The following is a 26,680-nucleotide window of genomic DNA, read 5'->3' as shown; positions in this document are numbered from 1 at the left end:
CAAGATGACTTTTACCAATTATCACCCGGTTACTCACAGTTTCTTCACTTCAGAATGGCGATTGGTTTAATAACCACCAAATCGGTTGCGCGAAACGGGGAGCTGGCCGGATAAAAGTAAATATAAGCATAGAAAAATGAGTGGCGCTAATGGCTGACGATATTTAGAATCGCCAACCATGAAAACAGAGACTCCAGCCGTAAAAATGGTTGCCATCGCCGAAGATGAAGCGGGGCAACGTATCGATAACTTTTTGCGCACCCAGTTGAAAGGTGTGCCAAAGAGCATGATTTACCGCATCCTGCGTAAGGGCGAGGTGCGGGTGAACAAAAAACGCGTGAAGCCCGAGTACAAACTCGAGGCGGGCGATGAAGTGCGTATTCCACCGGTGCGCGTTGCGGAACGTGAAGAAGAGACCGTTTCACCGAAGCTACAGAAAGTGGCGGCCCTGAGCGATGTGATCCTTTACGAAGATGACCATATTCTGGTGCTCAATAAACCGTCAGGAACGGCTGTCCATGGCGGTAGCGGTCTGAGCTTCGGCGTGATTGAAGGGCTGCGTGCCCTGCGCCCGGAAGCGCGTTTCCTTGAACTGGTGCACCGTCTTGACCGTGACACCTCTGGCGTACTGCTGGTGGCGAAAAAGCGTTCTGCGCTGCGTTCTCTGCATGAACAGCTGCGTGAGAAAGGGATGCAGAAAGACTACCTGGCGCTGGTGCGCGGTCAGTGGCAGTCCCATGTAAAAGTGGTGCAGGCGCCGCTGCTGAAGAACATTCTGCAAAGTGGCGAACGTATTGTCCGCGTAAGCCAGGAAGGGAAACCGTCTGAAACTCGCTTTAAAGTTGAAGAGCGCTATGAGTTTGCCACGCTGGTGCGCTGCAGTCCGGTGACCGGCCGTACCCACCAGATCCGCGTGCATACGCAGTTCGCAGGGCATCCAATTGCCTTTGATGACCGCTATGGCGACCGCGAGTTTGATAAGCAGCTGGCGGGGACGGGGCTGTCGCGTCTGTTCCTGCATGCGGCAGCGCTGAAGTTTACCCATCCTAATACGGGGGAAGTCATCCGTATTGAAGCGCCGCTGGATGAGCAGTTGAAACGCTGTCTTAAGGTTCTGCGCGGCTGAGTTTGCGTTCCGCCCTCTCCCTGTGGGTGAGGGCATCAGGCCGCAACGTTCCAGTCACAGGGTAAGCGGATTACTCTCTTCTCGCCGTAACATCTGACACAAGGCAATCAGCGGTAACCCCACCAGCGTGTTGGGATCGCGTCCGTCCAGCTTGTCGAACAGCGCAATCCCCAATCCTTCACTTTTAAAACTCCCCGCACAGTTCAGCGGTCGTTCCCGGCGCACATAATCCACGATCTCCTGCTCGCTGAGATGGCGGAAGTGTACGTCGAACGGCTCGCACTCCGTTTGCAGATGACCGGTGGCGGAGTTATAGAGCGCCAGGCCGGTATAAAAGGTCACGATCGTGCCTCGCGCACGCAGGAGCTGCTGGCAGGCGTTCTCTTCCGTATGGGGCTTGCCGGTGATTTCGCCGTCCAGCACGCAAACCTGGTCGGATCCTATAATCAAATGTGCGGGGTAACGTGCGGCCAGCGACTGCGCTTTCTCCTTAGCAAGACGCATCACCAGATGACGCGGTGACTCGCCCGGCAGTGGCGTCTCATCAACCTCTGGCGCGGCGCATTCAAACGGGATCCCGAGCTTTTCCAGCAGCGTTCGGCGGTAGGGAGAAGTGGAAGCAAGGACGAGATTTGGCATATTTTTATCACCAGATATAGCGTATCGATGCCAGCCATTTTAAACTACAGGCCGCAATGTGTGCGAATAATTGGCAAAAGGCAGCTCTGGTTGCCTTTTTCTTTGACTCTATGACGTTACAAAGTTAATATGCGCGCCCTATGCAAAAGGTAAAATTACCCCTGACTCTTGATCCGGTTCGTACGGCTCAAAAACGCCTCGATTACGAAGGTATCTATACTTCCGATCAGGCTGAGCGTATTGCCGAATCCGTAGTCAGTGTGGACAGTGATGTAGAATGCTCCATGTCGTTCGCTATCGACAACCAGCGTCTCGCCGTTTTAACCGGTGATGCAAAGGTGACGGTAACGCTCGAATGTCAGCGTTGCGGGAAACCGTTTGTGCAGCATGTTCACACAACGTATTGTTTCAGTCCTGTTCGTTCTGACGAACAGGCTGAAGCACTCCCGGAAGCGTATGAGCCGATTGAGGTTAACGAATTCGGTGAAATCGATCTTCTGGCTCTGGTTGAAGATGAAATCATCCTCACCTTGCCAGTGGTTCCGGTGCATGATTCTGAACACTGTGAAGTGTCCGAGGCGGACATGGTCTTTGGGGAACTGCCTGATGAAGCGCAAAAACCAAACCCATTTGCCGTATTAGCCAGCTTAAAGCGTAAGTAATTGAGGAGTAAGGTCCATGGCCGTACAACAGAATAAACCAACCCGTTCCAAACGTGGCATGCGTCGTTCCCATGACGCGCTGACTGCAGTTACCAGCCTGTCTGTAGACAAGACTTCTGGTGAGAAACACCTGCGTCACCACATCACCGCTGACGGTTTCTACCGCGGCCGCAAGGTTATCACTAAGTAATCACGCGCAAGCGTGATTAGGCTTAGTGAGGATTTCCCCGTGCAAACGGGGAATTTACCGAACCAGGCTGCGACGATACCTTGACACGTCTAACCCTGGCGTTAGATGTCATGGGGGGAGATTTTGGCCCTTCCGTGACAGTGCCTGCAGCATTGCAGGCACTGAATTCTAATTCGCAACTCACACTTCTTTTAGTCGGCAATCCCGACACAATCACGCCATTACTCGCAAAAGCTGACTTTGAACAACGTTCGCGTCTGCAGATTATTCCTGCGCAGTCAGTTATTGCCAGTGATGCCCGACCCTCGCAGGCGATTCGCAATAGTCGTGGCAGCTCTATGCGGATAGCGCTGGAGCTGGTGAAAGAAGGGCGAGCTCAGGCTTGCGTCAGCGCGGGGAATACCGGCGCGCTGATGGGGCTGTCGAAATTACTGCTCAAACCTATTGAAGGTATTGAGCGTCCGGCGCTGGTAACGGTGTTACCGCATCAGCAGAAGGGCAAGACGGTGGTGCTCGATTTGGGCGCTAACGTCGACTGTGATAGTACTATGCTGGCTCAGTTTGCCGTGATGGGATCGGTGCTGGCAGAAGAAGTCGTCGGGATCAACACTCCCCGTGTTGCGTTACTGAACATTGGTGAAGAAGAGACCAAAGGCCTGGACAGCATTCGCGAAGCGGCTGAATTGCTCAAACAGGTTCCCTCCATCAACTATATTGGTTATCTCGAAGCCAATGAGTTGTTGACGGGTAAAACGGATGTTCTGGTGTGCGATGGCTTCACCGGAAACGTCACGTTGAAGACCATGGAAGGGGTCGTACGCATGTTTCTTTCTCTGCTGAAATCTCAGGGAGAAGGCAAAAAAAGCGCCTGGTGGCTGATTTTATTGAAGCGTTGGTTACAAAAGAGCCTGACGCGGCGATTCAGTCACCTCAACCCCGACCAGTATAATGGCGCCTGTCTGTTAGGATTGCGCGGCATCGTGATTAAGAGTCATGGCGCCGCCAATCAGCGAGCATTTGCTGTCGCGATTGAACAGGCAGTGCAGGCGGTGCAGCGACAAGTCCCTCAGCGGATTGCCGCTCGCCTGGAATCTGTATTAGCTAAAAGTGACTGAGCGTACATGTATACGAAGATTTTAGGTACCGGCAGCTACCTGCCAAAACAAGTGCGTACCAACGCCGATCTGGAAAAAATGGTAGATACGTCTGACGAGTGGATTGTCACGCGCACAGGTATCCGTGAACGTCGTATTGCCGCGCCAGACGAAACCGTGTCGACCATGGGTTACGAAGCCGCACAGCGTGCTATCGAAATGGCGGGCATTGATAAAGAACAGATTGGTTTGATCGTGGTCGCCACGACGTCTGCCACGCATGCTTTCCCAAGCGCGGCATGCCAGGTGCAGAACATGCTCGGCATTAAAGGCTGTCCGGCGTTTGACGTCGCTGCCGCGTGCGCAGGCTTCACCTATGCGCTGAGCGTTGCCGATCAGTACGTGAAATCCGGTGCCGTTAAATACGCGCTGGTGATCGGTGCTGACGTGCTGGCGCGTACCTGCGATCCAACCGATCGTGGAACGATCATTATTTTTGGTGATGGTGCGGGTGCAGTGCTGCTGGGGCAGTCCGAAGAGCCAGGTATCATCTCTACGCATCTGCATGCTGATGGCAGCTATGGCGAGCTGTTGACCCTGCCTAACGCCGATCGCGTTAATCCGGACAACTCGATTTACCTGACTATGGCAGGGAACGAGGTGTTCAAGGTGGCGGTAACCGAGCTTGCACACATCGTTGATGAAACGCTGGAAGCGAATAACCTTGAGCGTACCGCGCTCGACTGGCTGGTGCCGCATCAGGCGAACCTGCGTATCATCAGCGCGACCGCGAAAAAGCTGGGCATGTCGATGGATAACGTTGTAGTGACGCTGGATCGTCACGGCAACACCTCTGCGGCGTCGGTACCGTGCGCATTTGATGAAGCGGTACGCGATGGACGAATCAAACGGGGCCAGCTGGTCTTGCTTGAAGCCTTCGGTGGCGGGTTCACCTGGGGTTCCGCGCTGGTTCGTTTCTAGTATAAGGAATAAAAAATGACGCAATTTGCTTTTGTGTTCCCGGGACAGGGCTCTCAAACCGTTGGGATGTTGTCTGAAATGGCAGCACGCTATCCGGTAATTGAAGAGACTTTCCGTGAAGCTTCTGATGCACTGGGTTATGATTTATGGGCGCTGACCCAGCAGGGTCCGGCCGAAGAACTGAACAAAACCTGGCAGACCCAGCCAGCGCTGCTGACCGCGTCCGTTGCGCTGTGGCGTGTCTGGCAGCAGCAGGGCGGTAAAGCGCCAGCGCTGCTCGCGGGTCACAGCCTGGGTGAATACTCTGCGCTGGTGTGTGCCGGCGTGATCGCGTTTGCTGACGCGGTACGTCTGGTTGAACTGCGCGGTAAATTCATGCAGGAAGCGGTGCCGGAAGGCACGGGCGGCATGTCTGCCATCATCGGTCTGGATGATGCTGCAATTGCAAAAGCGTGTGAAGAATCTGCTGAAGGCCAGGTTGTCTCTCCGGTAAACTTCAACTCGCCGGGCCAGGTGGTTATTGCCGGTCATAAAGAAGCGGTTGAACGTGCGGGTGCGGCCTGTAAAGCAGCGGGTGCTAAGCGTGCGCTGCCGCTGCCGGTCAGCGTGCCGTCTCACTGTGCGCTGATGAAGCCTGCTGCCGAAAAACTGGCGGTTGAGCTGGAAAAAATTACGTTTAACGCACCGACGATTTCCGTTGTGAACAACGTCGATGTGAAATGCGAAACCACGCCGGAAGCGATCCGTGACGCGCTGGTTCGCCAGCTCTACAGCCCGGTACAGTGGACTAAAACCGTTGAGTTTATGGCCGCTCAGGGCGTTGAGCACCTGTATGAAGTCGGCCCAGGTAAAGTCCTCACCGGTCTGACAAAACGTATTGTTGACACCCTGACAGCCTCGGCAATTAACGAACCGGAAGCGATGTCAGCGGCACTCTCGCAATAAAAGAGGAATACCATGAGTTTTGAAGGAAAAATCGCCCTGGTCACTGGCGCAAGCCGCGGTATCGGGCGTGCAATTGCTGAAACACTGGTTGCGCGCGGCGCGAAGGTGATTGGTACAGCAACCAGCGAGAATGGCGCTCAGGCCATCAGCGAGTATCTGGGTGCGAATGGTAAAGGTCTGGTACTGAATGTGACCGAACCTGCATCTATCGAATCTGTTCTGGAAAATATTCGCGCAGAGTTTGGTGAAGTGGATATTCTGGTAAACAATGCTGGGATCACTCGCGATAACCTGTTAATGCGAATGAAAGACGACGAGTGGAACGATATCATCGAAACCAACCTGTCATCTGTATTCCGTCTGTCAAAAGCGGTAATGCGCGCTATGATGAAAAAGCGTCATGGACGTATTATCACTGTCGGTTCTGTGGTTGGTACCATGGGAAATGCTGGTCAGGCTAACTACGCTGCGGCGAAAGCAGGTCTGATTGGTTTCAGTAAGTCGCTGGCGCGTGAAGTCGCGTCCCGCGGTATTACTGTAAACGTTGTTGCTCCGGGCTTTATTGAAACGGACATGACGCGTGCGCTGACTGATGAGCAGCGTGCGGGTACGCTGGCGGCAGTTCCGGCGGGTCGTCTTGGCGACCCTAAAGAAATCGCCAGTGCGGTTGCATTTTTAGCCTCTGACGAAGCGGGTTACATCACTGGTGAGACCCTCCACGTCAACGGCGGGATGTATATGGTTTAACCACGAGATACACTAAATCATTCTGGTTGGATCAAGGCGGCAAGACCGAGAAGCCTGGGAGCATAGATTACTATGTGACCGGGATTAGAGGGCGCAGCCAACGCAGGGACAGCCTGGATGATGACGTGTAGAAAAATATTTGCGTTATTAGGGCAAATGGCCTCAAAATAACGTAAAATCGTGGTACGAACTGCCGGGATTTAGTTGCAAATTTTTCAACATTTTATACACTACGAAAACCATCGCGAAAGCGAGTTTTGATAGGAAATTTAAGAGTATGAGCACTATCGAAGAACGCGTTAAGAAAATTATCGGCGAACAGCTGGGCGTTAAGCAGGAAGAAGTTGTGAACTCCGCTTCCTTCGTTGAAGACCTGGGCGCAGATTCTCTTGACACCGTTGAGCTGGTAATGGCTCTGGAAGAAGAGTTTGATACTGAGATTCCGGACGAAGAAGCTGAGAAGATCACCACCGTTCAGGCTGCCATTGATTACATCAACGGTCACCAGGCGTAAGTGAACATCTCCAGGCGGTCATTCGACCGCCTGAGTTTTATCTTTTTTAGTCCCACGAATCTCTTTTTTTATCCCTCCCTGGAGGACAAACGTGTCTAAGCGTCGTGTAGTTGTGACCGGACTTGGCATGTTGTCTCCTGTCGGCAATACCGTAGAGTCCACCTGGAAAGCTCTCCTTGCCGGTCAGAGCGGCATCAGCCTAATCGACCATTTCGATACTAGCGCCTATGCAACGAAATTTGCTGGCTTAGTAAAGGATTTTAACTGTGAAGAGATCATCTCGCGCAAAGAACAGCGCAAGATGGATGCCTTCATTCAATATGGAATTGTCGCTGGCGTTCAGGCCATGCAGGATTCTGGCCTTGTGATTACGGAAGAGAACGCAACCCGTATTGGCGCCGCTATCGGCTCCGGGATTGGCGGTCTTGGCCTGATCGAGGAAAACCATACATCTCTGATGAATGGCGGCCCGCGTAAGATCAGCCCGTTCTTCGTTCCGTCCACGATTGTTAACATGGTGGCGGGTCACCTGACCATCATGTTCGGCCTGCGTGGGCCAAGCATTTCTATCGCGACTGCCTGTACGTCTGGTGTACATAACATCGGCCAGGCCGCGCGCATTATTGCGTACGGCGATGCAGATGCTATGGTTGCGGGCGGTGCTGAAAAAGCCAGTACCCCACTGGGTGTCGGCGGTTTTGGTGCGGCGCGTGCGCTGTCTACCCGCAATGATAACCCGCAGGCGGCGAGCCGTCCGTGGGATAAAGACCGTGACGGCTTCGTGCTGGGCGACGGGGCGGGCATGATCGTACTGGAAGAGTACGAACACGCGAAAAAACGCGGCGCGAAAATTTATGCTGAAATCGTTGGTTTCGGCATGAGCAGCGATGCTTACCACATGACGTCTCCTCCTGAGAACGGCGCGGGTGCTGCGCTGGCGATGGAAAACGCGATTCGTGATGCGGGTATTACCCCAGCACAAATTGGCTACGTGAACGCGCACGGTACTTCTACACCTGCAGGCGATAAAGCTGAAGCTCAGGCGGTTAAGTCTATCTTCGGCGAATCTGCCAGCCGCGTAATGGTGAGCTCCACCAAGTCCATGACTGGTCACCTGTTGGGTGCGGCGGGTGCAGTAGAGTCAATCTACTCCATCCTTGCGCTGCGCGATCAGGCTGTTCCGCCAACCATCAACCTGGATAACCCGGATGAAGGTTGCGATCTGGACTTCGTTCCTCACGAAGCGCGTCAGGTTAGCGGTATGGAGTACACCCTGTGTAACTCCTTCGGCTTCGGCGGCACCAACGGTTCTCTGATCTTCAAAAAGATCTGATCCTGACGTCCCTATAGCTTTTAAAAAGGTCCGCTTGCCGGGCCTTTTTTATTAAGCCTAATCTTCTTGTCGGCTGCATGACATCCTGCCAGACTAAATGCCCACGCATAAGGAGCCACCATGTTTTTAATCAATGGCCTTGAGCAGGACACGCTGCCTGCCAACGACAGGGCGATACAGTTCGGTGATGGTTGCTTTACGACGGCGCGCATTCTGGACGGCGATGTCTGCCTGCTGGAGGCGCACATTCGACGCCTGCAGCATGGCTGTGAAAAGCTCATGATCCCCTTTACGCACTGGGACACGTTGCGACAGGAAATGTGCCAGCTGGCAACCGGAAAGGACAGCGGCGTACTCAAAGTCATCATCAGCCGCGGCAGTGGTGGCCGGGGTTACAGCGCCGCATCGTGTATCAACCCTACGCGTATTCTCTCCGTTTCTGCTTATCCCGCGCATTACACTCGCTGGCGAGAAGACGGCATCACGCTGACGCTGAGCCCAGTACGACTGGGACGAAACCCGATGCTGGCCGGGCTTAAGCATCTCAATCGCCTAGAGCAGGTGCTCATTCGTACTCATCTTGAACAGACGGACGCCGATGAGGCGCTGGTTCTTGACAGCGAAGGGTTCATTACGGAATGCTGTGCGGCTAATTTACTCTGGCGGCAGGGGGAAGAGGTGTTCACTCCGTCGCTGGAACACGCTGGCGTAAATGGGTTAATGCGTCAGTTTTGTCTGCAACAGCTGGCACGCTCTGGCTTTCGCGTTGTCGAAGTTAGCGCAGGAGAAGCAGCGCTACAGAACGCCGATGAAGTCATCATCTGCAATGCGCTGATGCCTGTTGTACCCGTCCGTGCGTATGGCCAACAACGCTGGTCTTCACGCGAGCTGTTTCAGTTTTTAGCCCCGATATGTGAGCAAACCAGATAGTCATGAAAAAAATGTTGCGCGTTGTCCTTATCCTCATCGTTGCGCTGGGCGTCGCCGGCGGAGCAGGCGTATGGAAAGTTCGCCAGCTGGCGAACAGCAAGATCCTGGTTAAAGAGGAAACGATCTTTACCCTGAAAGCGGGAACCGGCCGTCAGGCGCTTGGGGAACAGCTCTATGGCGACAAGATTATCAATCGTCCACGCGTATTCCAGTGGCTATTGCGCGTGGAACCTGAGCTGTCACATTTCAAAGCCGGTACCTATCGCTTTACGCCGGGAATGACCGTCAGAGAGATGCTGCAGCTGCTGGAAAGCGGTAAAGAAGCCCAGTTCCCCCTGCGGTTTGTGGAAGGGATGCGCCTGAGCGATTACCTCAAACAGCTGCGTGACGCGCCGTATATCAAACATACGTTAAAAGACGATAGCTATCAGACGGTGGCAGAAGCGCTGAAGCTTGAACATCCGGAATGGGTGGAAGGCTGGTTCTGGCCAGACACCTGGATGTACACGGCAGGCACGACCGATGTGGCTATCCTGAAGCGGGCGCACAAAAAAATGGTTGCCGCCGTAGATGCCGCCTGGGAAGGGCGGATGGAAGGATTGCCTTACAGCGATCCGAACCAGTTCGTCACCATGGCCTCGATCATCGAGAAAGAGACGGCCGTCGCTGCTGAGCGCGATCGGGTAGCGTCAGTATTTATCAACCGTCTGCGCATCGGCATGCGTCTGCAAACCGACCCTACCGTAATCTACGGCATGGGCGAGAGCTACACGGGCAAGATCTCAAGAAAAGATCTGGAGACGCCAACGGCGTATAATACCTACGTGATTAGCGGTTTACCGCCGGGCCCGATTGCCACGCCGAGCGAGGCGTCGCTTAAAGCCGCCGCGCATCCGGCTAAAACACCGTATCTCTATTTTGTGGCAGATGGAAAAGGGGGACATACCTTTAACACCAACCTTGCCAGCCATAATCGCTCTGTTCAGGACTATCTGAAGGCACTTAAGGAAAAAAATGCGCAGTAAATACATTGTCATTGAGGGACTCGAAGGGGCGGGTAAAACCACTGCCCGCAACGTGGTAGTGGATACGCTCAAAGCGCTTGGCGTGGCGGACATGGTATTTACCCGCGAGCCGGGCGGCACGCAGCTGGCTGAAAAGCTGCGCAGCCTGGTACTGGATATCAAATCCGTCGGCGACGAAGTTATCACTGACAAAGCCGAAGTGCTGATGTTCTACGCGGCGCGCGTTCAGCTGGTTGAGACGGTGATCAAACCCGCGCTGGCCGAGGGCAAGTGGGTGATCGGCGACCGTCACGATCTGTCGACTCAGGCGTATCAGGGCGGAGGACGCGGCATCGACCAGACAATGCTTGCCACGCTGCGTAATGCCGTACTGGGTGATTTTCGCCCCGACCTGACGCTCTATCTGGATGTGACCCCGGAAGTGGGTCTCAAACGTGCCCGCGCGCGCGGCGAGCTGGACCGCATTGAACAAGAGTCGTTTGATTTCTTTAACCGCACTCGTGCGCGCTATCTTGAGCTGGCCGCACAGGACAGCTCAATTTGTACCATCGATGCGACGCAGTCCCTTGACGACGTTACGCGTGACATTCAGCACACCATTACGCACTGGGTGCAGGAGCAGCAGGCATGAAATGGTATCCATGGTTGCGCCCACACTTTGAACAGCTGATCGGCAGCTATCAGGCGGGTCGGGGGCATCATGCGTTACTGATTCAGGCATTGCCAGGGATGGGTGATGATGCGTTGATTTATGCCATCACCCGTTTTCTGATGTGTCAGCAGCCGGAAGGGCACAAGAGCTGTGGTAAATGCCGTGGCTGCCAGCTGATGCAGGCGGGGACGCATCCTGACTACTACACCCTTGAGCCTGAGAAGGGCAAAAGCGCGCTCGGTATTGATGCCGTGCGTGAAGTCAGTGAAAAATTGTATGAACACGCGCGACTGGGCGGCGCTAAAGTGGTCTGGCTTAAAGACGCCACGCTGCTTACCGAGGCGGCGGCTAACGCCCTGCTTAAAACCCTGGAAGAGCCGCCGGTTAAAACGTGGTTTTTCCTCTCATGTCGTGACCCGGGACGATTACTGGCGACGTTGCGCAGCCGTTGTCGTCTTCATCACCTTGCAGTACCTCAGGAATCGTGGGCGCTGAGCTGGCTTGAACGAGAGGTGACAACGTCACCTGAAAGCGCGCTGTCCGCCTTGCGCCTGAGCAGCGGCGCGCCCGCGGCGGCGCTGGCACTACTGCAGCCTGACGTCTGGTCAGAGCGAGAAACGCTCTGCCGGGCCGTGGATGCGTCGCTGAACAGTCACGACTGGCTAAGTTTACTGCCTGCGCTTAACAGCGATCGGGCCGTTGAGCGTCTGCACTGGCTGGCCTCCTTGCTGCTGGATGCGCTCAAAATCCAGCAAGGGGCAACGCTGCTGACTAACACGGATGCGTGGCCACTGGTGAATACGCTGGCGAACCGGCTCTCAGGGACGGTTCTTCACGCGATGCTCCATGAAATTTGCCAGAGCCGTGAACAGCTTTTAACCGTGACGGGTCTTAATCGCGAGCTTTTACTGACCGACCAGTTACTGCGTATCGAACATTACCTGCAACCCGGCGTCACACCGCCAGTTTCCCATCTCTGAGAGAGACATTATGTTTTTAGTCGACTCACACTGCCATCTTGATGGCCTGGATTATCAATCCCTGCATAAAAACGTGGATGACGTGCTGGCAAAAGCCGCTGCCCGCGATGTGAAATTCTGTCTTGCGGTGGCGACCACGCTGCCGGGCTATCGCTCCATGCGTGAGCTGGTGGGCGTTCGCGATAACGTGGTTTTCTCCTGCGGCGTACATCCGCTGAATCAGGACGAGGCCTACGCCGTTGAGGATCTGCGCCGACTGGCAGCAGAAGAGGGCGTGGTGGCGATGGGCGAGACCGGGCTGGACTATTTTTACACGCCGGAAACCAAACCGCGCCAGCAGGAGTCCTTCCGCAATCATATTCGCATTGGCCGGGAACTGAACAAGCCGGTTATCGTCCACACCCGCGATGCGCGCGCGGATACCCTGGCAATCCTCCGGGAAGAAAACGTGACGGATTGCGGTGGCGTACTACACTGTTTCACAGAAGACAGAGAAACGGCGGGGAAGCTGCTTGATTTGGGGTTTTATATCTCGTTTTCGGGGATCGTGACGTTCCGTAACGCTGAGCAGCTGCGTGATGCTGCACGTTATGTTCCGCTCGATCGTATTCTGGTGGAGACGGATTCTCCGTACCTGGCACCGGTACCGCATCGCGGTAAAGAGAACCAGCCCGCTATGACGAGAGACGTGGCTGAGTACATGGCCGTACTGAAGGGCGTCAGCATCGATGAGCTGGCCCGCGTGACGACGGAAAACTTCTCCACGCTGTTCCATATCGACCCCGCCCGCCTGCAATCTGTCTGATACACCTGTTTTTTTTAGGCTCGTAATTAATAAGTAAAGCGAGTAAAGTTCACCGCCTCATTTGGGGCGGTGAGTGTGTATTTAGACACATCTGGACATGCTTTTTGTAAATAACTGAAAGTTTTTCGACCGTCTTAAGCTGAAACGTGATAGCCGTCAAACAAACTCAGAGGGAATTATTTTACTCTGTGTAATAAATAAAGGGCGCTTAGATGTCCTGTCCACGGCACGGTACTCCCCCCGGGCCAATGCGTGAAAGCGTAAAAAAAGCACAAATACTCAGGAGCACTCTCAATTATGTTTAAGAATGCATTTGCTAACCTGCAAAAGGTCGGTAAATCGCTGATGCTGCCAGTATCCGTACTGCCTATCGCAGGTATCCTGCTGGGTGTCGGTTCTGCTAACTTCAGCTGGCTGCCAGCCGTAGTGTCCCACGTGATGGCCGAAGCAGGCGGTTCTGTCTTTGCTAACATGCCACTGATCTTCGCGATCGGTGTGGCTCTGGGCTTCACCAATAACGACGGCGTTTCTGCGCTGGCTGCAGTGGTTGCCTACGGCATCATGGTGAAAACCATGGCTGTGGTTGCGCCGCTGGTTCTGCATTTACCGGCAGAAGAGATCGCCGCGAAACACCTGGCGGACACCGGTGTTCTGGGCGGTATCATCTCCGGTGCGATTGCAGCGTATATGTTTAACCGCTTCTATCGCATCAAGCTGCCTGAGTATCTGGGCTTCTTCGCGGGCAAGCGTTTCGTTCCGATCATCTCTGGTCTGGCAGCGATTTTCACTGGCGTGATCCTGTCCTTCATCTGGCCACCAATCGGCTCTGCTATCCAGACCTTCTCTCAGTGGGCTGCTTACCAGAACCCGGTTGTGGCGTTTGGTATCTACGGCTTCATCGAGCGTTGCCTGGTGCCATTCGGTCTGCACCACATCTGGAACGTTCCATTCCAGATGCAGATTGGTGAATTCACCAACGCAGCAGGTCAGGTATTCCACGGCGATATCCCACGTTACATGGCGGGCGACCCAACTGCAGGTAAACTGTCTGGTGGCTTCCTGTTCAAAATGTACGGTCTGCCAGCAGCTGCGATTGCTATCTGGCACTCTGCTAAGCCAGAGAACCGTGCAAAAGTGGGCGGTATCATGATCTCCGCAGCGCTGACCTCGTTCCTGACCGGTATCACCGAGCCGATCGAGTTCTCCTTCATGTTCGTTGCGCCGATCCTGTACGTTATCCACGCGATTCTGGCGGGCCTGGCGTTCCCAATCTGTATCCTGCTGGGTATGCGTGACGGTACGTCCTTCTCTCACGGTCTGATCGACTTCATCGTTCTGTCCGGTAACAGCAGCAAACTGTGGCTGTTCCCAATCGTGGGTGCGTGCTATGCCGTTGTTTACTACACCATCTTCCGCGTGCTGATTAAAGCACTGGACCTGAAAACTCCGGGTCGTGAAGATGCGACAGAAGACAGCAAAGCTGGCGCTACCAGCGAAATGGCTCCGGCACTGGTCGCAGCGTTTGGCGGTAAAGAGAACATCACTAACCTGGACGCGTGCATCACTCGTCTGCGTGTGAGCGTTGCCGACGTGGCGAAAGTAGACCAGCCGGGTCTGAAAAAACTGGGCGCAGCGGGCGTAGTTGTTGCAGGTTCTGGTGTACAGGCAATCTTCGGTACCAAATCCGATAACCTGAAAACCGAAATGGATGAGTACATCCGCAGCAACTAAGTTGTGACCTGGGGAGACTAAGGCAGCCGAATGGCTGCCTTTTTTATTTGTGTCTTAAAAAACGCCACTGAGACGCGAGAGCGGTCACTCTTCAGTCAGCTGATGAACATTCAGGAAAGAAATCGAGGGAGGAGGTTGAAAGGACAGGAGAAACTCGCTCATACTCTTGGATTGTGTCACACACCGATCCCGGGAGTGTGTTTACAGCGGACGCATTGCGCCAGATTAAACAAAAAAGGAAAAGGTCATGGCTGAAGAAACGATTTTCAGTAAAATTATCCGCCGCGAAATCCCGTCGGATATCGTCTATCAGGATGAACTGGTGACGGCTTTCCGGGACATTTCCCCTCAGGCCCCGACGCACATCCTTATCATTCCCAATATTCTGATTCCGACTGTAAACGACGTAAAAACCGAGCATGAAGTGGCGTTAGGTCGTATGCTGACTGTGGCTGCCAGAATCGCTGAACAGGAAGGGATTGCAGAAGACGGTTACCGTCTGATCATGAACTGCAACCGCCATGGTGGCCAGGAAGTTTATCATATTCACATGCATCTGCTGGGTGGACGTCCTCTGGGGCCGATGCTGGCACATAAAGGTCTTTGACATGCTGAAAGGGCGTATTGCAGCGCTGGTAATGGCGATGATGATTGTGGGGTGCAGCTCGCGTCCGGCGATCCCCGTGAATGATGAACAGACGCTGGTCATGGAGTCCTCTGTGCTTGCCGCGGGCATCACGGCGCAACAGCCCGCGTTGACCATCAGTGAAATCAACTCATCTGCCTCCTCTACGCTCTTTAATGAAAGACATGAACCGGTGACGGTTCACTACCGTTTTTTCTGGTATGACGTAAGAGGTCTTGAAATGCATCCGCTGGAGGCGCCGCGCAGCGTCACCATTCCGGCCAGGTCGTCGGTAACGCTCTATGGCAGCGCCAACTATCTGGGTGCGCATAAGGTGAGACTTTATCTTTATCTCTGAGGGGTGAACCTTGATTAAAAATTTGAGCCGCTATGCGCTCGTGACAGCTTTCGCTCTGTTTCTTGCAGGGTGTGTGACCCGAACTGAACAGCCTGCGCCTGTGGAAGAGGCTAAACCGGGTACTGAACAGCCGACACCGCCAACGCAGCAGCAGCCAACCGTGCCGTCTGTACCGTCTATTCCGGCGCAGCCAGGTCCGATTGAACATCCGGACCAGACGTCACAGCCCACGCCGCGCGTGCGCCATTACGACTGGAACGGGGCGATGCAGCCGATGGTAGGCAAAATGCTGCAGGCGCAGGGCGTGACGGCGGGCAGCGTATTGCTGGTCGACAGCGTGAACAACCGTACCAACGGTTCGCTGAACGCGGGTGAAGCCACGGAAACCCTGCGCAATGCTCTCGCTAACAACGGCAAGTTTACGCTGGTCTCGGCTCAGCAGCTCGCCGTCGCCAAACAGCAGCTGGGCCTGTCGCCGCAGGATAGCCTCGGTACCCGCAGCAAGGCGATCGGCATTGCCCGTAACGTTGGCGCACAGTATGTGCTGTACTCTAACGCCACCGGTAACGTGAATACCCCAGCCCTGCAGATGCAGCTGATGCTGGTTCAGACAGGCGAAATTATCTGGTCAGGTAAAGGTGCGGTTACGCAACAATGACGGCACGCGTGAAGAGATTCTGACGCGCTATTTTCCTCAGTACCGCCTTATCGCGCCGCAGGCCCATTCCGGGCTTGGCGGCGCGAGTTGCATTATAGAACAGGGCGAACGACGTCTGGTCTTGCGGCAAAATCACGACCCCGACGCGCCTGCCTCCCATTTCCGTCGTCAGTTTCGTGCCCTGAGACGTCTTCCGGCGGATCTCGTACCTGCCCCTCGTTTTTTCAGACAGGGCTGGATGGCCGTCGACTATCTGGAAGGTGAAGTTAAAAGCGCGCTGCCGGACACGCCGGAGCTTGCGGCGGTGCTGTATCATCTGCACCGGCAGCCACGTCTGGGGTGGCGAACGACGTTATTCCCGCTGCTTGAACATTACTGGCAGCAAGCCCTGCCTGACAGGCGTACTCCAGTGTGGCTGGCACATCTTAAGCGGCTGCGTAAAACGGGCGAGCCGCAGCCGATTCGGCTCACGCCGCTGCATATGGATGTTCATGCCGGGAATATTGTTCATACGCCAGCGGGGATCAGGCTTATCGACTGGGAGTATGCCGGAGATGGCGATGTGGCGCTGGAGCTGGCGGCCGTCTGGACGGAGAGTGAAGCCGCGCGGCAGATGCTCATCAGGGGCTACTCCCGGGTGGCACATATTGACCCCGACGCGCTGAGGCGTCAGGTCAGACGCTGGCGACCATGGGTCATCATGTTAATGGCAGGCTGGTTTGAAATGCGCTATCGGCAGTCCAGAGACAAACAATTTATTGCGCTGGCAGACGATGCCTGGCGTCAGTTACAAACTAAAGGATAAGAGAGGTGGATGTGGGTCCAGTCATGTTGGATGTTGAAGGGTTTGAGCTGGATGCGGAGGAGCGTGAAATTCTGGCGCATCCGCTGGTGGGTGGCCTGATCCTGTTTACCCGCAACTATCACGATCCGGCGCAGCTGCGCGAGCTGGTGCGTCAGATCCGCGCCGCGTCGCGTAACCATCTGGTGGTGGCCGTCGATCAGGAAGGCGGGCGCGTGCAGCGTTTTCGCGACGGTTTTACCCGTCTCCCGGCAGCCCAGTCATTCGCCGCGCTGCTCGGCACGGAAGAGGGTGGAAAACTGGCGCAGGAGGCCGGCTGGCTGATGGCCAGCGAAATGATTGCCATGGATATCGACATCAGCTTTGCCCCGGTGCTGGATGTAGGGCATATCAGCGCTGCCATTGGCGAGCGCTCATACCATGAAGACCCGCGTATTGCGCTGGCAATGGCAACCCGGTTCATCGACGGCATGCACGATGCAGGAATGAAAACCACCGGGAAACACTTCCCGGGTCACGGGGCGGTGACGGCGGATTCTCACAAAGAGACCCCGCGCGATCCGCGCCCGGAAGCGGAAATTCGCGCCAAAGATATGTCGGTTTTCCAGTCGCTTATCACCTATAACAAGCTGAATGCCATTATGCCCGCGCACGTGATTTATAGCGACGTCGACCCGCGTCCTGCCAGCGGTTCTCCGCACTGGCTGAAAACCGTTCTGCGTCAGGAACTGGGCTTCAACGGCGTGATTTTCTCTGACGATTTGTCGATGGAAGGGGCCGCGATCATGGGCAGCTACGCTGAACGCGGTCAGGCATCGCTGGATGCAGGTTGCGATATGATCCTGGTCTGCAATAATCGTAAAGGTGCCGTTAGCGTGCTGGATAACCTGTCGCCGATCAATGCAGAGCGTGTTACACAATTGTATCATAAAGGTTCATTTAGCCGTCAGGAGCTGATGGATTCGGCGCGCTGGAAGACGGTCAACGCCCGGCTTGAAGACCTGAATGAGCGCTGGCAGGCACATAAAGCCAGCCTGTAAACCCTCCCGGAAGGCGTAGCGTGGTGAGAAGACGATGATCATCTATTTACACGGTTTTGACTCAAACAGTCCTGGTAATCATGAGAAGGTGCTGCAGCTGCAGTTTATCGATCCGGATGTACGGTTGATCAGCTACAGCACGCGTCATCCGAAGCATGATATGCAGCATCTGCTCAAAGAGGTGGACAAGATGTTGCAGCTCAACGTCGACGATCGCCCGTTGATTTGCGGCGTAGGGCTGGGCGGCTACTGGGCGGAGCGGATTGGCTTCCTGTGCGACATTCGCCAGGTGGTGTTCAATCCTAACCTGTTCCCGAACGAGAACATGGAAGGCAAAATTGACCGTCCGGAAGAGTATGTCGATATTGCGACCAAGTGCGTGAGCAACTTCCGTGAGAAAAACCGCGACCGCTGCCTGGTGATCCTTTCCCGTAATGATGAAGCGCTCAACAGCCATCGGGCAGCAGAGCTCCTGCATCATTACTATGAGATCGTCTGGGACGAAGAACAGACCCACAAGTTCAAAAACATCTCCCCGCATCTGCAGCGTATCAAAGCGTTTAAAACGCTGGGTTAATCAATTTCCCGCATGCATCAAAGCCCGGCCGCGAAAGCGTGCCGGGCTTTCTTTTTGACCAGAATTGTCTACTTTTAAGCCATCAAAACTTGACGCATATCAATTTTGGTATGACCAATGCGCCTGACGTGGTATTCTCAATGCACCTGAATGGTTTCAGTGCTGTAACCTGTTGTTAATTAAGGGTTATTTTTATAACTTTTAATTAACAATTGGTTAATAATTTGAGGGGGTCACGTTGACTACGCCATTGAAAAAGATAGTGATTGTAGGCGGTGGTGCTGGCGGGCTGGAGCTGGCTACACAGCTAGGCAAGAAGCTGGGTCGCGGTAAAAAAGCCAAAATTACGCTGGTGGATCGTAACCATAGCCACCTGTGGAAACCGCTGCTGCACGAAGTGGCGACCGGTTCTCTGGATGAGGGCGTGGACGCGCTCAGCTATCTGGCGCACGCCCGTAACCATCATTTCCAGTTCCAGCTGGGCTCGGTGGTGGACATCAACCGTGAAAGCAAAACCATCACCCTGGCAGAGCTGCGCGATGAAAAAGGGGAGCTGCTGGTTCCCGAGCGTAAACTGCCGTACGACACGCTGGTCATGGCGCTGGGCAGTACCTCCAACGATTTCAATACGCCGGGCGTGAAAGAGCACTGTATCTTCCTCGATAACCCGCACCAGGCGCGACGTTTCCATCAGGAAATGCTGAACCTGTTCCTGAAGTACACCAGCAATATGGGTGCGAACGGTAAGGTGAATATCGCTATTGTTGGCGGCGGTGCGACGGGCGTTGAGCTGTCTGCGGAGCTGCACAATGCGGTGAAACAGCTGCACAGCTACGGTTACAAAGGGTTAACTAACGAAGCGCTGAACGTGACGCTGGTTGAAGCCGGTGAACGTATCCTGCCTGCGCTGCCTCCGCGAATTTCCGGTGCGGCGCACAATGAGCTCACCAAGCTGGGCGTGCGGGTGCTGACGCAAACCATGGTGACCAGCGCCGACGAAGGCGGTCTGCACACCAAAGACGGCGAGTATATCAAAGCGGATCTGATGGTCTGGGCGGCAGGTATCAAAGCGCCTGACTTTATGAAAGAGATCGGCGGTCTGGAAACGAACCGCATTAATCAACTGGTAACCGAGCCAACGCTGCAAACCACGCGTGACCCTGAAATCTTTGCTATCGGTGACTGTGCCTCCTGCGCGCGTCCTGAAGGTGGATTCGTGCCGCCGCGCGCGCAGGCCGCTCACCAGATGGCAAGCCTGGTGCTGCACAATATTCTGGCGCAGTACAAAGGCAAGCCAATGAAAGCCTATGTCTACAAAGACCACGGTTCACTGGTGTCATTGTCAAACTTCTCTACCGTCGGCAGCCTGATGGGCAACCTGATGCGCGGCTCAATGATGGTAGAAGGGCGCATTGCCCGCTTCGTGTATATCTCCCTGTACCGCATGCACCAGATTGCGCTGCACGGCTATTTCAAAACCGGGCTGATGATGCTGGTGGGCAGAATCAACCGCGTGATCCGTCCGCGTCTGAAGCTGCACTAATCTTTCACTCCCTCCGGGCCCTCCGGAGGGAGTTTTTAGCATTTCATGCTGTAGATCACAGTTTGACTGCTTAAGAGTTCTCCTAAATACAATATATCTCCTCTCAACGCCCCTTTTTTGATCCTTTATCTTATTGGCGAAGCCGTGCCTCCATTGCAAAATTGTTACCAATAGCAACAAAGGAGGAAGTCCCGTGAATAAATCAATGTTGGCGGGTATAGGGATTGGTGTCGCGGCTGCGTTAGGTGTGGCTGCCGTTGCCAGTCTCAACGTATTAGATCGCGGCCCGCAGTATGCACAGGTGGTTTCTGCTACACCGATTAAAGAAACCGTAAAAACGCCTCGTCAGGAGTGCCGTAACGTCTCCGTGACGCACCGTCGTCCGGTGCAGGATGAAAACCGCATTGCCGGTTCTGTTCTGGGGGCGGTAGCGGGTGGCGTAATTGGTCACCAGTTTGGCGGCGGCCGGGGTAAAGACGTGGCGACTGTGGTCGGCGCGCTGGGTGGCGGCTATGCCGGTAACCAGGTGCAGGGCGCGATGCAGGATAATGATACCTACACCACGACTCAGCAACGCTGCAAAACCGTCTATGACAAGTCGGAAAAAATGCTGGGCTATGACGTGACGTACAAAATTGGCGATCAGCAGGGTAAAATCCGCATGGATAAAGACCCGGGCACGCAAATTCCACTGGATGGAAACGGCCAGCTGGTTCTGAATAACAAAGTGTAAAAAAGATGTTCTCTGAATTTAGCTCCTCATGCGCTCAGGCTGAGGAGCTTTTTTTTTGCTTCAGATTTTCAGTAGCTCAGGCCACAGCCGCAGCGTGGTTTCGCTAATATGCTGCAGTTTTTCCAGCGTGGCCCCTTCGCGGGCGCTGATCGACATCCCCTGCAAAATACAGCTCAGGTATTGCGCCAGCAGCTGAGGGTTGCATTGCGCGGGGATTTCACCGCGCTGCTGGCGCTGAGCCAGAAATGCGCTGAGGGTCTCCTCCTGCATGGCATGCCGTGATTTCACCGTATTGGCAATCTCTTTAGAGGACGCCGCCAGGGTGGCAGAGGTGTTAATCATAAAGCAGCCCGCAGGCGTCTCTTTACTGGTAAAGCAGGTCGCGACGGCGGTGAAATAGTCCCGGAGCGCCTGTTCAACGCTTTTCTCTTCGCAGAACAGCTGGGCTTCGTGTTTCGCCGCAAAGCGCGAAATGTATCTGTCCAGCACCGCCCTGAACAGCCCCTCTTTATTAGTAAATTCGGCATACAGCGTCGGCGCTTTGGCTCCGGTAGCTTCTACCAGATCGGAAAGCGAGGTTGCTTCATACCCATGTTGCCAGAAGAGAGTCATGGCCTTATCAAGCGCTGCATCCCTGTCAAACACTTTTGGTCGGCCACGGCTTTTCTTCGCACAACTCGTGACATCGGTTGTCATTTGCCGTTGGTCCTCTGTTGGTTTGGTGAATGACCATTATAAAAATAAACGCAACCCACCACCAGTGCAGAATGCTTAAAAATAAATTAATCATATATGTATGAAAAATAACAATTTTAAAATTAAGTTAACGCTCGTTATAAAATTATGTTGACGCGTGACATGGATCACATTTATGATTTACCTATCGATCGTTAACTAAATGATTAACGACCTCCAAATTCATCTGCTAAAGGTAAACATCATGAAAAACGTAAAAACTCTCATCGCTGCCGCTGTCCTGAGTTCACTCTCTTTCGCAAGCTTTGCTGCTGTACAGGTGCAATCCACCCCTGCCGACCAGCATAAAGTCGGGACAATCTCTGCGTCTGCAGGTACTAACCTGGGTTCCCTGGAAGATCAGCTGGCGCAAAAAGCGCAAGAGATGGGTGCAAAATCTTACCGCATCACCTCAGTGACCGGTCCTAACACCCTGCACGGCACGGCGGTCATCTACAAATAAGCCGTGCATAAACCCTCATTTATGCCACTGCAATAAAAAACGCCCTGCTCAGCAGGGCGTTTTTTATTTCTGATTTACATCGACTGCGGGACGACATCGTGATGCCGGGTGACATCGGTCGGCATGCCTGACCGGGCTTCCATCGCACGCTCCATCACCACGCTGTTGGTATTGGCATTCGTTTTAAAGCTTACCATCGCGGCATTCAGGTTGATGGGCAGCGTCTGCGGATCGTCACCAATGTTTTTCGATAACGGCTGATGTATCTCAACCAGCCGCACGCCGCCGGGCTCCTCTGAAACTTTAATCGGCGTATTGATAATATTCACTTTGGTTCCCGGCGTAACGACGTTAAACAGCGTTTTGATATCGTCATCGCGCAGACGAATACAGCCGGAGCTGACGCGCATGCCGATGCCAAAGTCCGCATTCGTTCCGTGCAGCAGGTAGACGCCGCCGTATGCCGCGAGGCGTATCGCGTGGTGCCCCATCGGGTTATCCGGACCAGCCGGCACCACGGCAGGAAGATCGATCCCCTGGGCCTTATAGCGGGCACGAATGTTGGCCGTCGGGGTCCAGGTTGGATTCGCGCGTTTATCCGAGACGGTGGCTGCCAGCGCCAACAGGGTCATCCAGCGAGTAAAACGCGAAGAGGTCATCATCACCATAATCCATATAAATGATAAGGTTATTTTTTTATAAGGCGTTAAACATAATTATGGCGAATGGGTGTGTCGGGAAGATCGGGTGAAGTGCAAAGAGTTTGTAAATTGTCCCCCCGTAGCGCCGGGCTAACAGGGGGAAGGGATCCCATAAAATAATGCCTTCACGGACGACCCCCTTTCCCTTGAGGGAGAGGGCTGGGGTGAGGGGGAACATACGGCTCTGGTGGTCATTCCGTTCACTTCATGTTCCTTGCTACTCTTTAACGACATAACCGGTGAACGTGCCAGGGTGGCTCAATCGCCACCACCCTGGCGACCCAGGCTCCCGGCGGTAAATCGCCGCTTCGCGGATTGTTCGCCCCATCCCTGGGGCTCACCCCTTCGGGGCCAGCGCAAGCGCTGTCCAAAATTGCTCCCGGCAATTTTGTCTTCGGCTTATTCCTTCCGGCTTATCGGGGACGGGCGGAGGCAACGACCATGTAAAGCCCGCCCTCTCGGCGCATCCCTGCGCCTCGCCCCGGCCTGCAGGAAACGCCTCAGCGATTTACAGCCGGACCAGGGTGTCGCTGTAAGCTGTTCATTCCCGGAAGCAACTTTCATCGCTTCCGGTTAATAAACTACATGAAACTCCTCAGCTAACAGGGGGAAGGAAGGTTAAGCGATCGCGTTCTCTTCCAGCTGACGCATAAAGTTACGCACCCAGTCCATACGGGTTTTGCGCTCCGTCAGCTCCTGGGTAAATTTCAGACGGGTTGGACCATCCAGACGGAAATGCTGCGGCTGTTTTTGCAGCAGGCCGATTAGCCACATCGGGTTGACGTGATTCTTCTCGGCGAATTCAATCACGCCGCCTTTTTCATTGCCTTCAAGCTTGCGGATCCCCAACTTTTGCGCCTGCTGGCGCAGCCTCGCGATATCCAGCAAATTTCTCGCCGGATCGGGCAGCAGACCAAAGCGGTCAATCAGCTCCACCTTGATCTCTTCCAGCTCGTTCTCCTTCTTCGCGCTGGCGATGCGCTTGTAGAACGACAGTCGGGTATTCACGTCCGGAATGAAATCGTCCGGCAGCAGGGAAGGCATACGCAGCTCGACCTCGGTCTGCTGGCTGGTGAGATCTTCCAGCGACGGCTCGCGTCCGTCCTTCAGGGCATCAACCGCGTTCTCCAGCAGCTCCATATAGAGCGAGAAGCCGATGGTCTCCATGGAGCCGCTCTGGTCTTCACCCAGCAGCTCGCCGGCACCGCGGATCTCGAGATCGTGCGTGGCCAGCGCAAAGCCTGCGCCGAGGTCTTCCAGCGAGGCGATGGCTTCCAGACGCTTTTGCGCGTCGGTGGTCATCGCTTTCGGATGCGGCGTCAGTAGCCAGGCGTAGGCCTGATGGTGCGAACGTCCGACGCGGCCGCGCAGCTGGTGAAGCTGCGCCAGGCCAAAGTGATCCGCACGCTCAATGATGATGGTGTTTGCCGTCGGAATGTCGATCCCGGTCTCAATGATGGTGGTGCACACCAGCACGTTAAAGCGCTGGTGGTGGAAGTCGTTCATTACCCGCTCCAGCTCGCGCTCGCGCATCTGCCCGTGACCGATAGCTATGCGCGCTTCCGGCACCAGCTCCGCCAGCCTGTCCGCCGCTTTCTGGATGTTTTCCACGTCATTGTAGAGGTAGTAGACCTGACCTCCGCGCAGCACTTCACGCAGAATGGCCTCACGCACCACCAGATTATCGTACTCGCGGACAAAGGTTTTCACCGCCAGACGGCGCGCCGGCGGCGTGGCGATAATAGACAGATCGCGCATGCCGCTCATCGCCATGTTCAGGGTTCGCGGAATCGGCGTTGCGGTCAGAGTCAGGATATCGACGTCGGCGCGCATCGCTTTGATGCGCTCTTTATGACGCACCCCGAAGCGGTGCTCTTCGTCGACGATCAGCAGCCCCAGATCTTTCCACTTCACATCGCTTTGCAGCAGCTTGTGGGTGCCGATCAGAATATCGATTTTGCCTTCGCTGGCCTGTTCGAGGATCTGCGTCTGCTCTTTAGTGCTGCGAAAACGCGAGAGCATCTCGATACGTACCGGCCAGTTGGCGAAACGGTCGCGGAAGTTGTCAAAGTGCTGCTGAGCGAGCAGGGTGGTCGGCACCAGCACCGCCACCTGCTTGTTGTTTTCCACCGCAAGGAAGGCGGCGCGCATCGCCACTTCGGTTTTGCCGAAGCCGACGTCGCCGCAGACTAAGCGGTCCATGGCCAGCGGCTGGCACATGTCGCTCAGCACGGCGTTGATGGCCTGGGCCTGATCCGGCGTGGTTTCAAACGGGAAGCTGTCGCAGAACAGCTGGTACTGTTCTTTATCGTGCTTAAAGGCGAAGCCCTGTTTGGCCGAGCGCTGGGCGTAGATATCCAGCAGCTCGGCCGCCACGTCGCGCACTTTTTCCGCCGCCTTCTGGCGCGCGCGCGCCCAGGCATCGCCGCCCAGCTTGTGCAGCGGCGCATTTTCTTCGGCGCCGCCCGCGTAGCGGCTGATCAGATGCAGGGAGGAGACCGGGACATACAGTTTGGCGTCGTTGGCGTAGGTGAGCATCAGATATTCACCTTTGATGCCGCCCGCTTCCAGCGTGGTCATCCCCTGATAGCGCCCAACGCCGTGTTCCAGGTGAACAATCGGCTGGCCCGGATGCAGCTCGGCCAGGTTACGGATCAGCGTGTCCGGGTTGATGGTCCGACGGCTGTCCTGACGGCGGCGCGCGACGCGCTCGCCCAGCAGGTCGCTTTCGCAAATCAGCGCCAGGTTGTTGAGCGTGTCGATGAACCCGTGCTCGGCGGCGCCAATCATCAGGTAACGACCGTTTCCGGTCGCTTCGCTCAGACGCAGGATGCGCTTCGGCGCCACCTTAATGCGTCCCAGCAGCTCACCTAACGCTTCGCGGCGGCCTTCACTCTCAACGGAGAACACCACCGGGCCGGTGAAGGACTCCAGGAACTTGCGCAGATTATCCAGCGGGGATTTCTGCTGCGCCTGAACGGCCAGGTCCGGCAGCGTCCGGAAGGCGAGGTTGGTATTGGCGGCCTTTTCGGCAAGCGAATCGGTTTTCAGCTGCATGCGCGGCCAGCGCTTCAGCTCGGCGTTGAGCTCGTCGGTGCGCAGCCACAGCGCTTCCGGCGGCAGCAGCGGACGCATTGGGTCAACGCCACGGTTTTCAAAACGGGCGCGGGTTTCGCTTTCAAAGCGGCTGGCGCTGGCGTCGATATCCCCGGTGTTGACAATCAGCGTGTTCGCCGGGAAGTAGCTGAACAGGGCAGGCAGCGGCTCGTTGAAGAACAGCGGCTGCCAGTATTCGATCCCGGCTGGAAGCGTGCCTTTACTGACCTGCTGATAAATATGTTCCGCGTCGCGCTTCACCTCGAACTTATCGCGCCACTGGCTGCGGAACAGCTCGATAGCGGTTTTGTCCGTGGGGAACTCATGCGCGGGCAGTAAATTGATCGACTCGACTTCCTCCAGCGTGCGCTGCGTGTCGGCGTCGAATACGCGCAGACTGTCGATTTCATCATCAAAGAAATCCAGACGATACGGCTGGTCGCTGCCCATCGGGTAAAGGTCAAGCAGCGCGCCGCGGGTCGCGTATTCCCCGTGCTCCATCACCTGGTCGACGTGGCGATAGCCGGCACCGTCAAGCTGCGCGCGCAGGGCATCACGGGAGAGGCGCTGGCCTTTTTTCATCACCAGCGCGTGACCGTGCAGATAGCTGTGCGGACAGACGCGCTGCATCAGGGTGTTCACCGGCACAATCAGCACGCCGCGCTGCATGGTCGGCAGCTGATAGAGCGTCGACAGGCGCGAGGAGATGATCTCCTGATGCGGAGAGAAGCTGTCATACGGCAGCGTCTCCCAGTCGGCCAGGCTGAATACCAGGCTATCGGTGAACTGGCGAATTTCGTCGTGCAGGCGCAGGGCGTTTTGCATATCCGGGGCAACCAGAATCACCGGGCCTGGGTGACGCTCGGCGATTTCCGCCACCAGCGTGGCGCACGCCGCGCCCGTGAGTTCACCCAGCTGGCGCTGGTCGCCCGCTTTGACAGGCAAGGAATAACGATAGTGTTCAGGCATAGCTATGTCAGAGTCTCTTATGGATA

At 55.3% G+C, this 26,680-nt stretch carries 27 protein-coding genes and 1 pseudogene; 24 read left to right on the top strand and 4 right to left on the bottom strand.

Going from position 1 to position 26,680, the window contains the following annotated elements; genetic code table 11:
- The first annotated feature begins 178 nt into the window (after nucleotides 1–178).
- Nucleotides 179–1,126 (top strand): 23S rRNA pseudouridine(955/2504/2580) synthase RluC, encoded by a 948-nt coding sequence (gene rluC, locus M2422_RS06070; RefSeq protein ID WP_021240761.1) that lies wholly within the window; start codon nucleotides 179–181, stop codon nucleotides 1,124–1,126.
- A 54-nt stretch (nucleotides 1,127–1,180) separates the two neighbouring features.
- On the opposite strand, the gene M2422_RS06065 is transcribed toward rluC, so the two are convergent.
- Entirely contained in the window at nucleotides 1,181–1,765 is a 585-nt protein-coding gene (locus tag M2422_RS06065; protein ID WP_064672279.1) for a nucleoside triphosphate pyrophosphatase, read from the bottom strand.
- A gap of 140 nt (nucleotides 1,766–1,905) precedes the next feature.
- Between M2422_RS06065 and yceD the strand changes: the two genes are divergently transcribed.
- The 22 genes from yceD to M2422_RS05955 all read left to right on the top strand — a co-directional run bounded on the left by yceD (nucleotide 1,906) and on the right by M2422_RS05955 (nucleotide 20,690).
- Nucleotides 1,906–2,427, top strand: a complete 522-nt coding sequence (gene yceD, locus M2422_RS06060) for a 23S rRNA accumulation protein YceD (RefSeq protein ID WP_014883375.1) — start codon at nucleotides 1,906–1,908, stop codon at nucleotides 2,425–2,427.
- Between the two features lie 16 nt (nucleotides 2,428–2,443).
- Entirely contained in the window at nucleotides 2,444–2,617 is a 174-nt protein-coding gene (gene rpmF / locus M2422_RS06055; RefSeq protein WP_003857964.1) for a 50S ribosomal protein L32, read from the top strand.
- A gap of 80 nt (nucleotides 2,618–2,697) precedes the next feature.
- The gene (plsX, locus tag M2422_RS06050) at nucleotides 2,698–3,732 is read left to right on the top strand and encodes a phosphate acyltransferase PlsX (RefSeq protein WP_059290957.1); all 1,035 of its coding nucleotides are present in this window, start codon (nucleotides 2,698–2,700) and stop codon (nucleotides 3,730–3,732) included.
- 6 nt (nucleotides 3,733–3,738) lie between these two features.
- Nucleotides 3,739–4,692 carry a beta-ketoacyl-ACP synthase III gene (locus tag M2422_RS06045; RefSeq protein WP_023311150.1) on the top strand — a complete coding sequence of 318 codons (954 nt, stop codon included), beginning with the start codon at nucleotides 3,739–3,741 and terminating at the stop codon, nucleotides 4,690–4,692.
- A 15-nt stretch (nucleotides 4,693–4,707) separates the two neighbouring features.
- Nucleotides 4,708–5,637 (top strand): ACP S-malonyltransferase, encoded by a 930-nt coding sequence (gene fabD, locus M2422_RS06040; RefSeq protein ID WP_033145214.1) that lies wholly within the window; start codon nucleotides 4,708–4,710, stop codon nucleotides 5,635–5,637.
- Between the two features lie 12 nt (nucleotides 5,638–5,649).
- On the top strand, nucleotides 5,650–6,384 hold the full coding sequence (fabG, locus tag M2422_RS06035) for a 3-oxoacyl-ACP reductase FabG (RefSeq protein ID WP_008500795.1): 735 nt from the start codon (nucleotides 5,650–5,652) through the stop codon (nucleotides 6,382–6,384).
- A gap of 277 nt (nucleotides 6,385–6,661) precedes the next feature.
- Complete coding sequence (gene acpP / locus M2422_RS06030) at nucleotides 6,662–6,898, top strand: acyl carrier protein (RefSeq protein ID WP_003857954.1); 237 nt, start codon at nucleotides 6,662–6,664, stop codon at nucleotides 6,896–6,898.
- A 91-nt stretch (nucleotides 6,899–6,989) separates the two neighbouring features.
- Entirely contained in the window at nucleotides 6,990–8,231 is a 1,242-nt protein-coding gene (gene fabF, locus M2422_RS06025; RefSeq protein WP_024909028.1) for a beta-ketoacyl-ACP synthase II, read from the top strand.
- A gap of 120 nt (nucleotides 8,232–8,351) precedes the next feature.
- On the top strand, nucleotides 8,352–9,161 hold the full coding sequence (pabC, locus tag M2422_RS06020) for an aminodeoxychorismate lyase (protein ID WP_064672280.1): 810 nt from the start codon (nucleotides 8,352–8,354) through the stop codon (nucleotides 9,159–9,161).
- Nucleotides 9,162–9,163: 2 nt separating this feature from the next.
- Nucleotides 9,164–10,186, top strand: coding sequence for a cell division protein YceG (gene yceG, locus M2422_RS06015; protein WP_064672281.1), 1,023 nt, complete (start codon nucleotides 9,164–9,166; stop codon nucleotides 10,184–10,186).
- The gene (gene tmk / locus M2422_RS06010; RefSeq protein WP_064672282.1) at nucleotides 10,176–10,817 is read left to right on the top strand and encodes a dTMP kinase; all 642 of its coding nucleotides are present in this window, start codon (nucleotides 10,176–10,178) and stop codon (nucleotides 10,815–10,817) included. The genes yceG and tmk overlap by 11 nt, the downstream gene beginning before the upstream one ends.
- A complete protein-coding gene (gene holB / locus M2422_RS06005) occupies nucleotides 10,814–11,818 on the top strand; it encodes a DNA polymerase III subunit delta' (protein ID WP_064672283.1) in 1,005 nt (334 codons plus the stop codon). The genes tmk and holB overlap by 4 nt, the downstream gene beginning before the upstream one ends.
- Nucleotides 11,819–11,828: 10 nt before the next feature.
- Nucleotides 11,829–12,623 carry a metal-dependent hydrolase gene (locus M2422_RS06000; RefSeq protein ID WP_064672284.1) on the top strand — a complete coding sequence of 265 codons (795 nt, stop codon included), beginning with the start codon at nucleotides 11,829–11,831 and terminating at the stop codon, nucleotides 12,621–12,623.
- Nucleotides 12,624–12,920: 297 nt separating this feature from the next.
- Nucleotides 12,921–14,354 (top strand): PTS glucose transporter subunit IIBC, encoded by a 1,434-nt coding sequence (gene ptsG / locus M2422_RS05995; RefSeq protein WP_023311158.1) that lies wholly within the window; start codon nucleotides 12,921–12,923, stop codon nucleotides 14,352–14,354.
- 247 nt (nucleotides 14,355–14,601) lie between these two features.
- Nucleotides 14,602–14,961, top strand: coding sequence for a purine nucleoside phosphoramidase (hinT, locus tag M2422_RS05990; protein WP_033145218.1), 360 nt, complete (start codon nucleotides 14,602–14,604; stop codon nucleotides 14,959–14,961).
- A 1-nt stretch (nucleotide 14,962) separates the two neighbouring features.
- Complete coding sequence (locus M2422_RS05985; protein WP_023311159.1) at nucleotides 14,963–15,337, top strand: YcfL family protein; 375 nt, start codon at nucleotides 14,963–14,965, stop codon at nucleotides 15,335–15,337.
- A gap of 10 nt (nucleotides 15,338–15,347) precedes the next feature.
- Nucleotides 15,348–15,995: a penicillin-binding protein activator LpoB gene (gene lpoB, locus M2422_RS05980; protein ID WP_023311160.1), complete on the top strand. Its 648-nt coding sequence runs from the start codon at nucleotides 15,348–15,350 to the stop codon at nucleotides 15,993–15,995.
- Nucleotides 15,976–16,800, top strand: a complete 825-nt coding sequence (gene thiK, locus M2422_RS05975) for a thiamine kinase (RefSeq protein ID WP_064672285.1) — start codon at nucleotides 15,976–15,978, stop codon at nucleotides 16,798–16,800. The genes lpoB and thiK overlap by 20 nt, the downstream gene beginning before the upstream one ends.
- Nucleotides 16,801–16,811: 11 nt before the next feature.
- Complete coding sequence (gene nagZ, locus M2422_RS05970; protein ID WP_064672931.1) at nucleotides 16,812–17,837, top strand: beta-N-acetylhexosaminidase; 1,026 nt, start codon at nucleotides 16,812–16,814, stop codon at nucleotides 17,835–17,837.
- A gap of 34 nt (nucleotides 17,838–17,871) precedes the next feature.
- Entirely contained in the window at nucleotides 17,872–18,414 is a 543-nt protein-coding gene (ycfP, locus tag M2422_RS05965; RefSeq protein ID WP_008500781.1) for an alpha/beta hydrolase YcfP, read from the top strand.
- 238 nt (nucleotides 18,415–18,652) lie between these two features.
- Nucleotides 18,653–19,957, top strand: a complete 1,305-nt coding sequence (locus M2422_RS05960) for an NAD(P)/FAD-dependent oxidoreductase (RefSeq protein ID WP_024909038.1) — start codon at nucleotides 18,653–18,655, stop codon at nucleotides 19,955–19,957.
- Between the two features lie 193 nt (nucleotides 19,958–20,150).
- Complete coding sequence (locus M2422_RS05955; RefSeq protein ID WP_008500779.1) at nucleotides 20,151–20,690, top strand: glycine zipper 2TM domain-containing protein; 540 nt, start codon at nucleotides 20,151–20,153, stop codon at nucleotides 20,688–20,690.
- Nucleotides 20,691–20,750: 60 nt separating this feature from the next.
- On the opposite strand, the gene M2422_RS05950 is transcribed toward M2422_RS05955, so the two are convergent.
- Entirely contained in the window at nucleotides 20,751–21,386 is a 636-nt protein-coding gene (locus M2422_RS05950; protein WP_029739866.1) for a TetR/AcrR family transcriptional regulator, read from the bottom strand.
- 244 nt (nucleotides 21,387–21,630) lie between these two features.
- On the opposite strand from M2422_RS05950, the gene bhsA reads away from it, so the two are divergent.
- Entirely contained in the window at nucleotides 21,631–21,888 is a 258-nt protein-coding gene (gene bhsA / locus M2422_RS05945; protein WP_023616599.1) for a multiple stress resistance protein BhsA, read from the top strand.
- Nucleotides 21,889–21,962: 74 nt separating this feature from the next.
- Here bhsA and M2422_RS05940 read toward each other — a convergent pair.
- Both M2422_RS05940 and mfd read right to left on the bottom strand, forming a co-directional pair.
- Nucleotides 21,963–22,505, bottom strand: a pseudogene (locus M2422_RS05940) (L,D-transpeptidase family protein); the annotation flags it as partial.
- A gap of 702 nt (nucleotides 22,506–23,207) precedes the next feature.
- The gene (gene mfd / locus M2422_RS05935; RefSeq protein WP_259140215.1) at nucleotides 23,208–26,654 is read right to left on the bottom strand and encodes a transcription-repair coupling factor; all 3,447 of its coding nucleotides are present in this window, start codon (nucleotides 26,652–26,654) and stop codon (nucleotides 23,208–23,210) included.
- Nucleotides 26,655–26,680 lie beyond the last annotated feature (26 nt).

It is taken from the genome of Enterobacter sp. SLBN-59, assembly GCF_024807915.1.
Taxonomy (GTDB): domain Bacteria; phylum Pseudomonadota; class Gammaproteobacteria; order Enterobacterales; family Enterobacteriaceae; genus Enterobacter; species Enterobacter asburiae_B.
This window is presented reverse-complemented; position numbering and strand designations above follow the sequence as displayed.

Bases quoted from the DNA above. Each gene is read 5' to 3' on its own strand.
- rluC (WP_021240761.1), top strand. From the start codon at position 179: ATGAAAACAGAGACTCCAGCCGTAAAAATGGTTGCCATCGCCGAAGAT.
- M2422_RS06065 (WP_064672279.1), bottom strand. From the start codon at position 1,765: ATGCCAAATCTCGTCCTTGCTTCCACTTCTCCCTACCGCCGAACGCTG.
- yceD (WP_014883375.1), top strand. From the start codon at position 1,906: ATGCAAAAGGTAAAATTACCCCTGACTCTTGATCCGGTTCGTACGGCT.
- rpmF (WP_003857964.1), top strand. From the start codon at position 2,444: ATGGCCGTACAACAGAATAAACCAACCCGTTCCAAACGTGGCATGCGT.
- M2422_RS06045 (WP_023311150.1), top strand. From the start codon at position 3,739: ATGTATACGAAGATTTTAGGTACCGGCAGCTACCTGCCAAAACAAGTG.
- fabD (WP_033145214.1), top strand. From the start codon at position 4,708: ATGACGCAATTTGCTTTTGTGTTCCCGGGACAGGGCTCTCAAACCGTT.
- fabG (WP_008500795.1), top strand. From the start codon at position 5,650: ATGAGTTTTGAAGGAAAAATCGCCCTGGTCACTGGCGCAAGCCGCGGT.
- acpP (WP_003857954.1), top strand. From the start codon at position 6,662: ATGAGCACTATCGAAGAACGCGTTAAGAAAATTATCGGCGAACAGCTG.
- pabC (WP_064672280.1), top strand. From the start codon at position 8,352: ATGTTTTTAATCAATGGCCTTGAGCAGGACACGCTGCCTGCCAACGAC.
- yceG (WP_064672281.1), top strand. From the start codon at position 9,164: ATGAAAAAAATGTTGCGCGTTGTCCTTATCCTCATCGTTGCGCTGGGC.
- tmk (WP_064672282.1), top strand. From the start codon at position 10,176: ATGCGCAGTAAATACATTGTCATTGAGGGACTCGAAGGGGCGGGTAAA.
- holB (WP_064672283.1), top strand. From the start codon at position 10,814: ATGAAATGGTATCCATGGTTGCGCCCACACTTTGAACAGCTGATCGGC.
- M2422_RS06000 (WP_064672284.1), top strand. From the start codon at position 11,829: ATGTTTTTAGTCGACTCACACTGCCATCTTGATGGCCTGGATTATCAA.
- ptsG (WP_023311158.1), top strand. From the start codon at position 12,921: ATGTTTAAGAATGCATTTGCTAACCTGCAAAAGGTCGGTAAATCGCTG.
- hinT (WP_033145218.1), top strand. From the start codon at position 14,602: ATGGCTGAAGAAACGATTTTCAGTAAAATTATCCGCCGCGAAATCCCG.
- M2422_RS05985 (WP_023311159.1), top strand. From the start codon at position 14,963: ATGCTGAAAGGGCGTATTGCAGCGCTGGTAATGGCGATGATGATTGTG.
- ycfP (WP_008500781.1), top strand. From the start codon at position 17,872: ATGATCATCTATTTACACGGTTTTGACTCAAACAGTCCTGGTAATCAT.
- M2422_RS05950 (WP_029739866.1), bottom strand. From the start codon at position 21,386: ATGACAACCGATGTCACGAGTTGTGCGAAGAAAAGCCGTGGCCGACCA.
- bhsA (WP_023616599.1), top strand. From the start codon at position 21,631: ATGAAAAACGTAAAAACTCTCATCGCTGCCGCTGTCCTGAGTTCACTC.
- mfd (WP_259140215.1), bottom strand. From the start codon at position 26,654: ATGCCTGAACACTATCGTTATTCCTTGCCTGTCAAAGCGGGCGACCAG.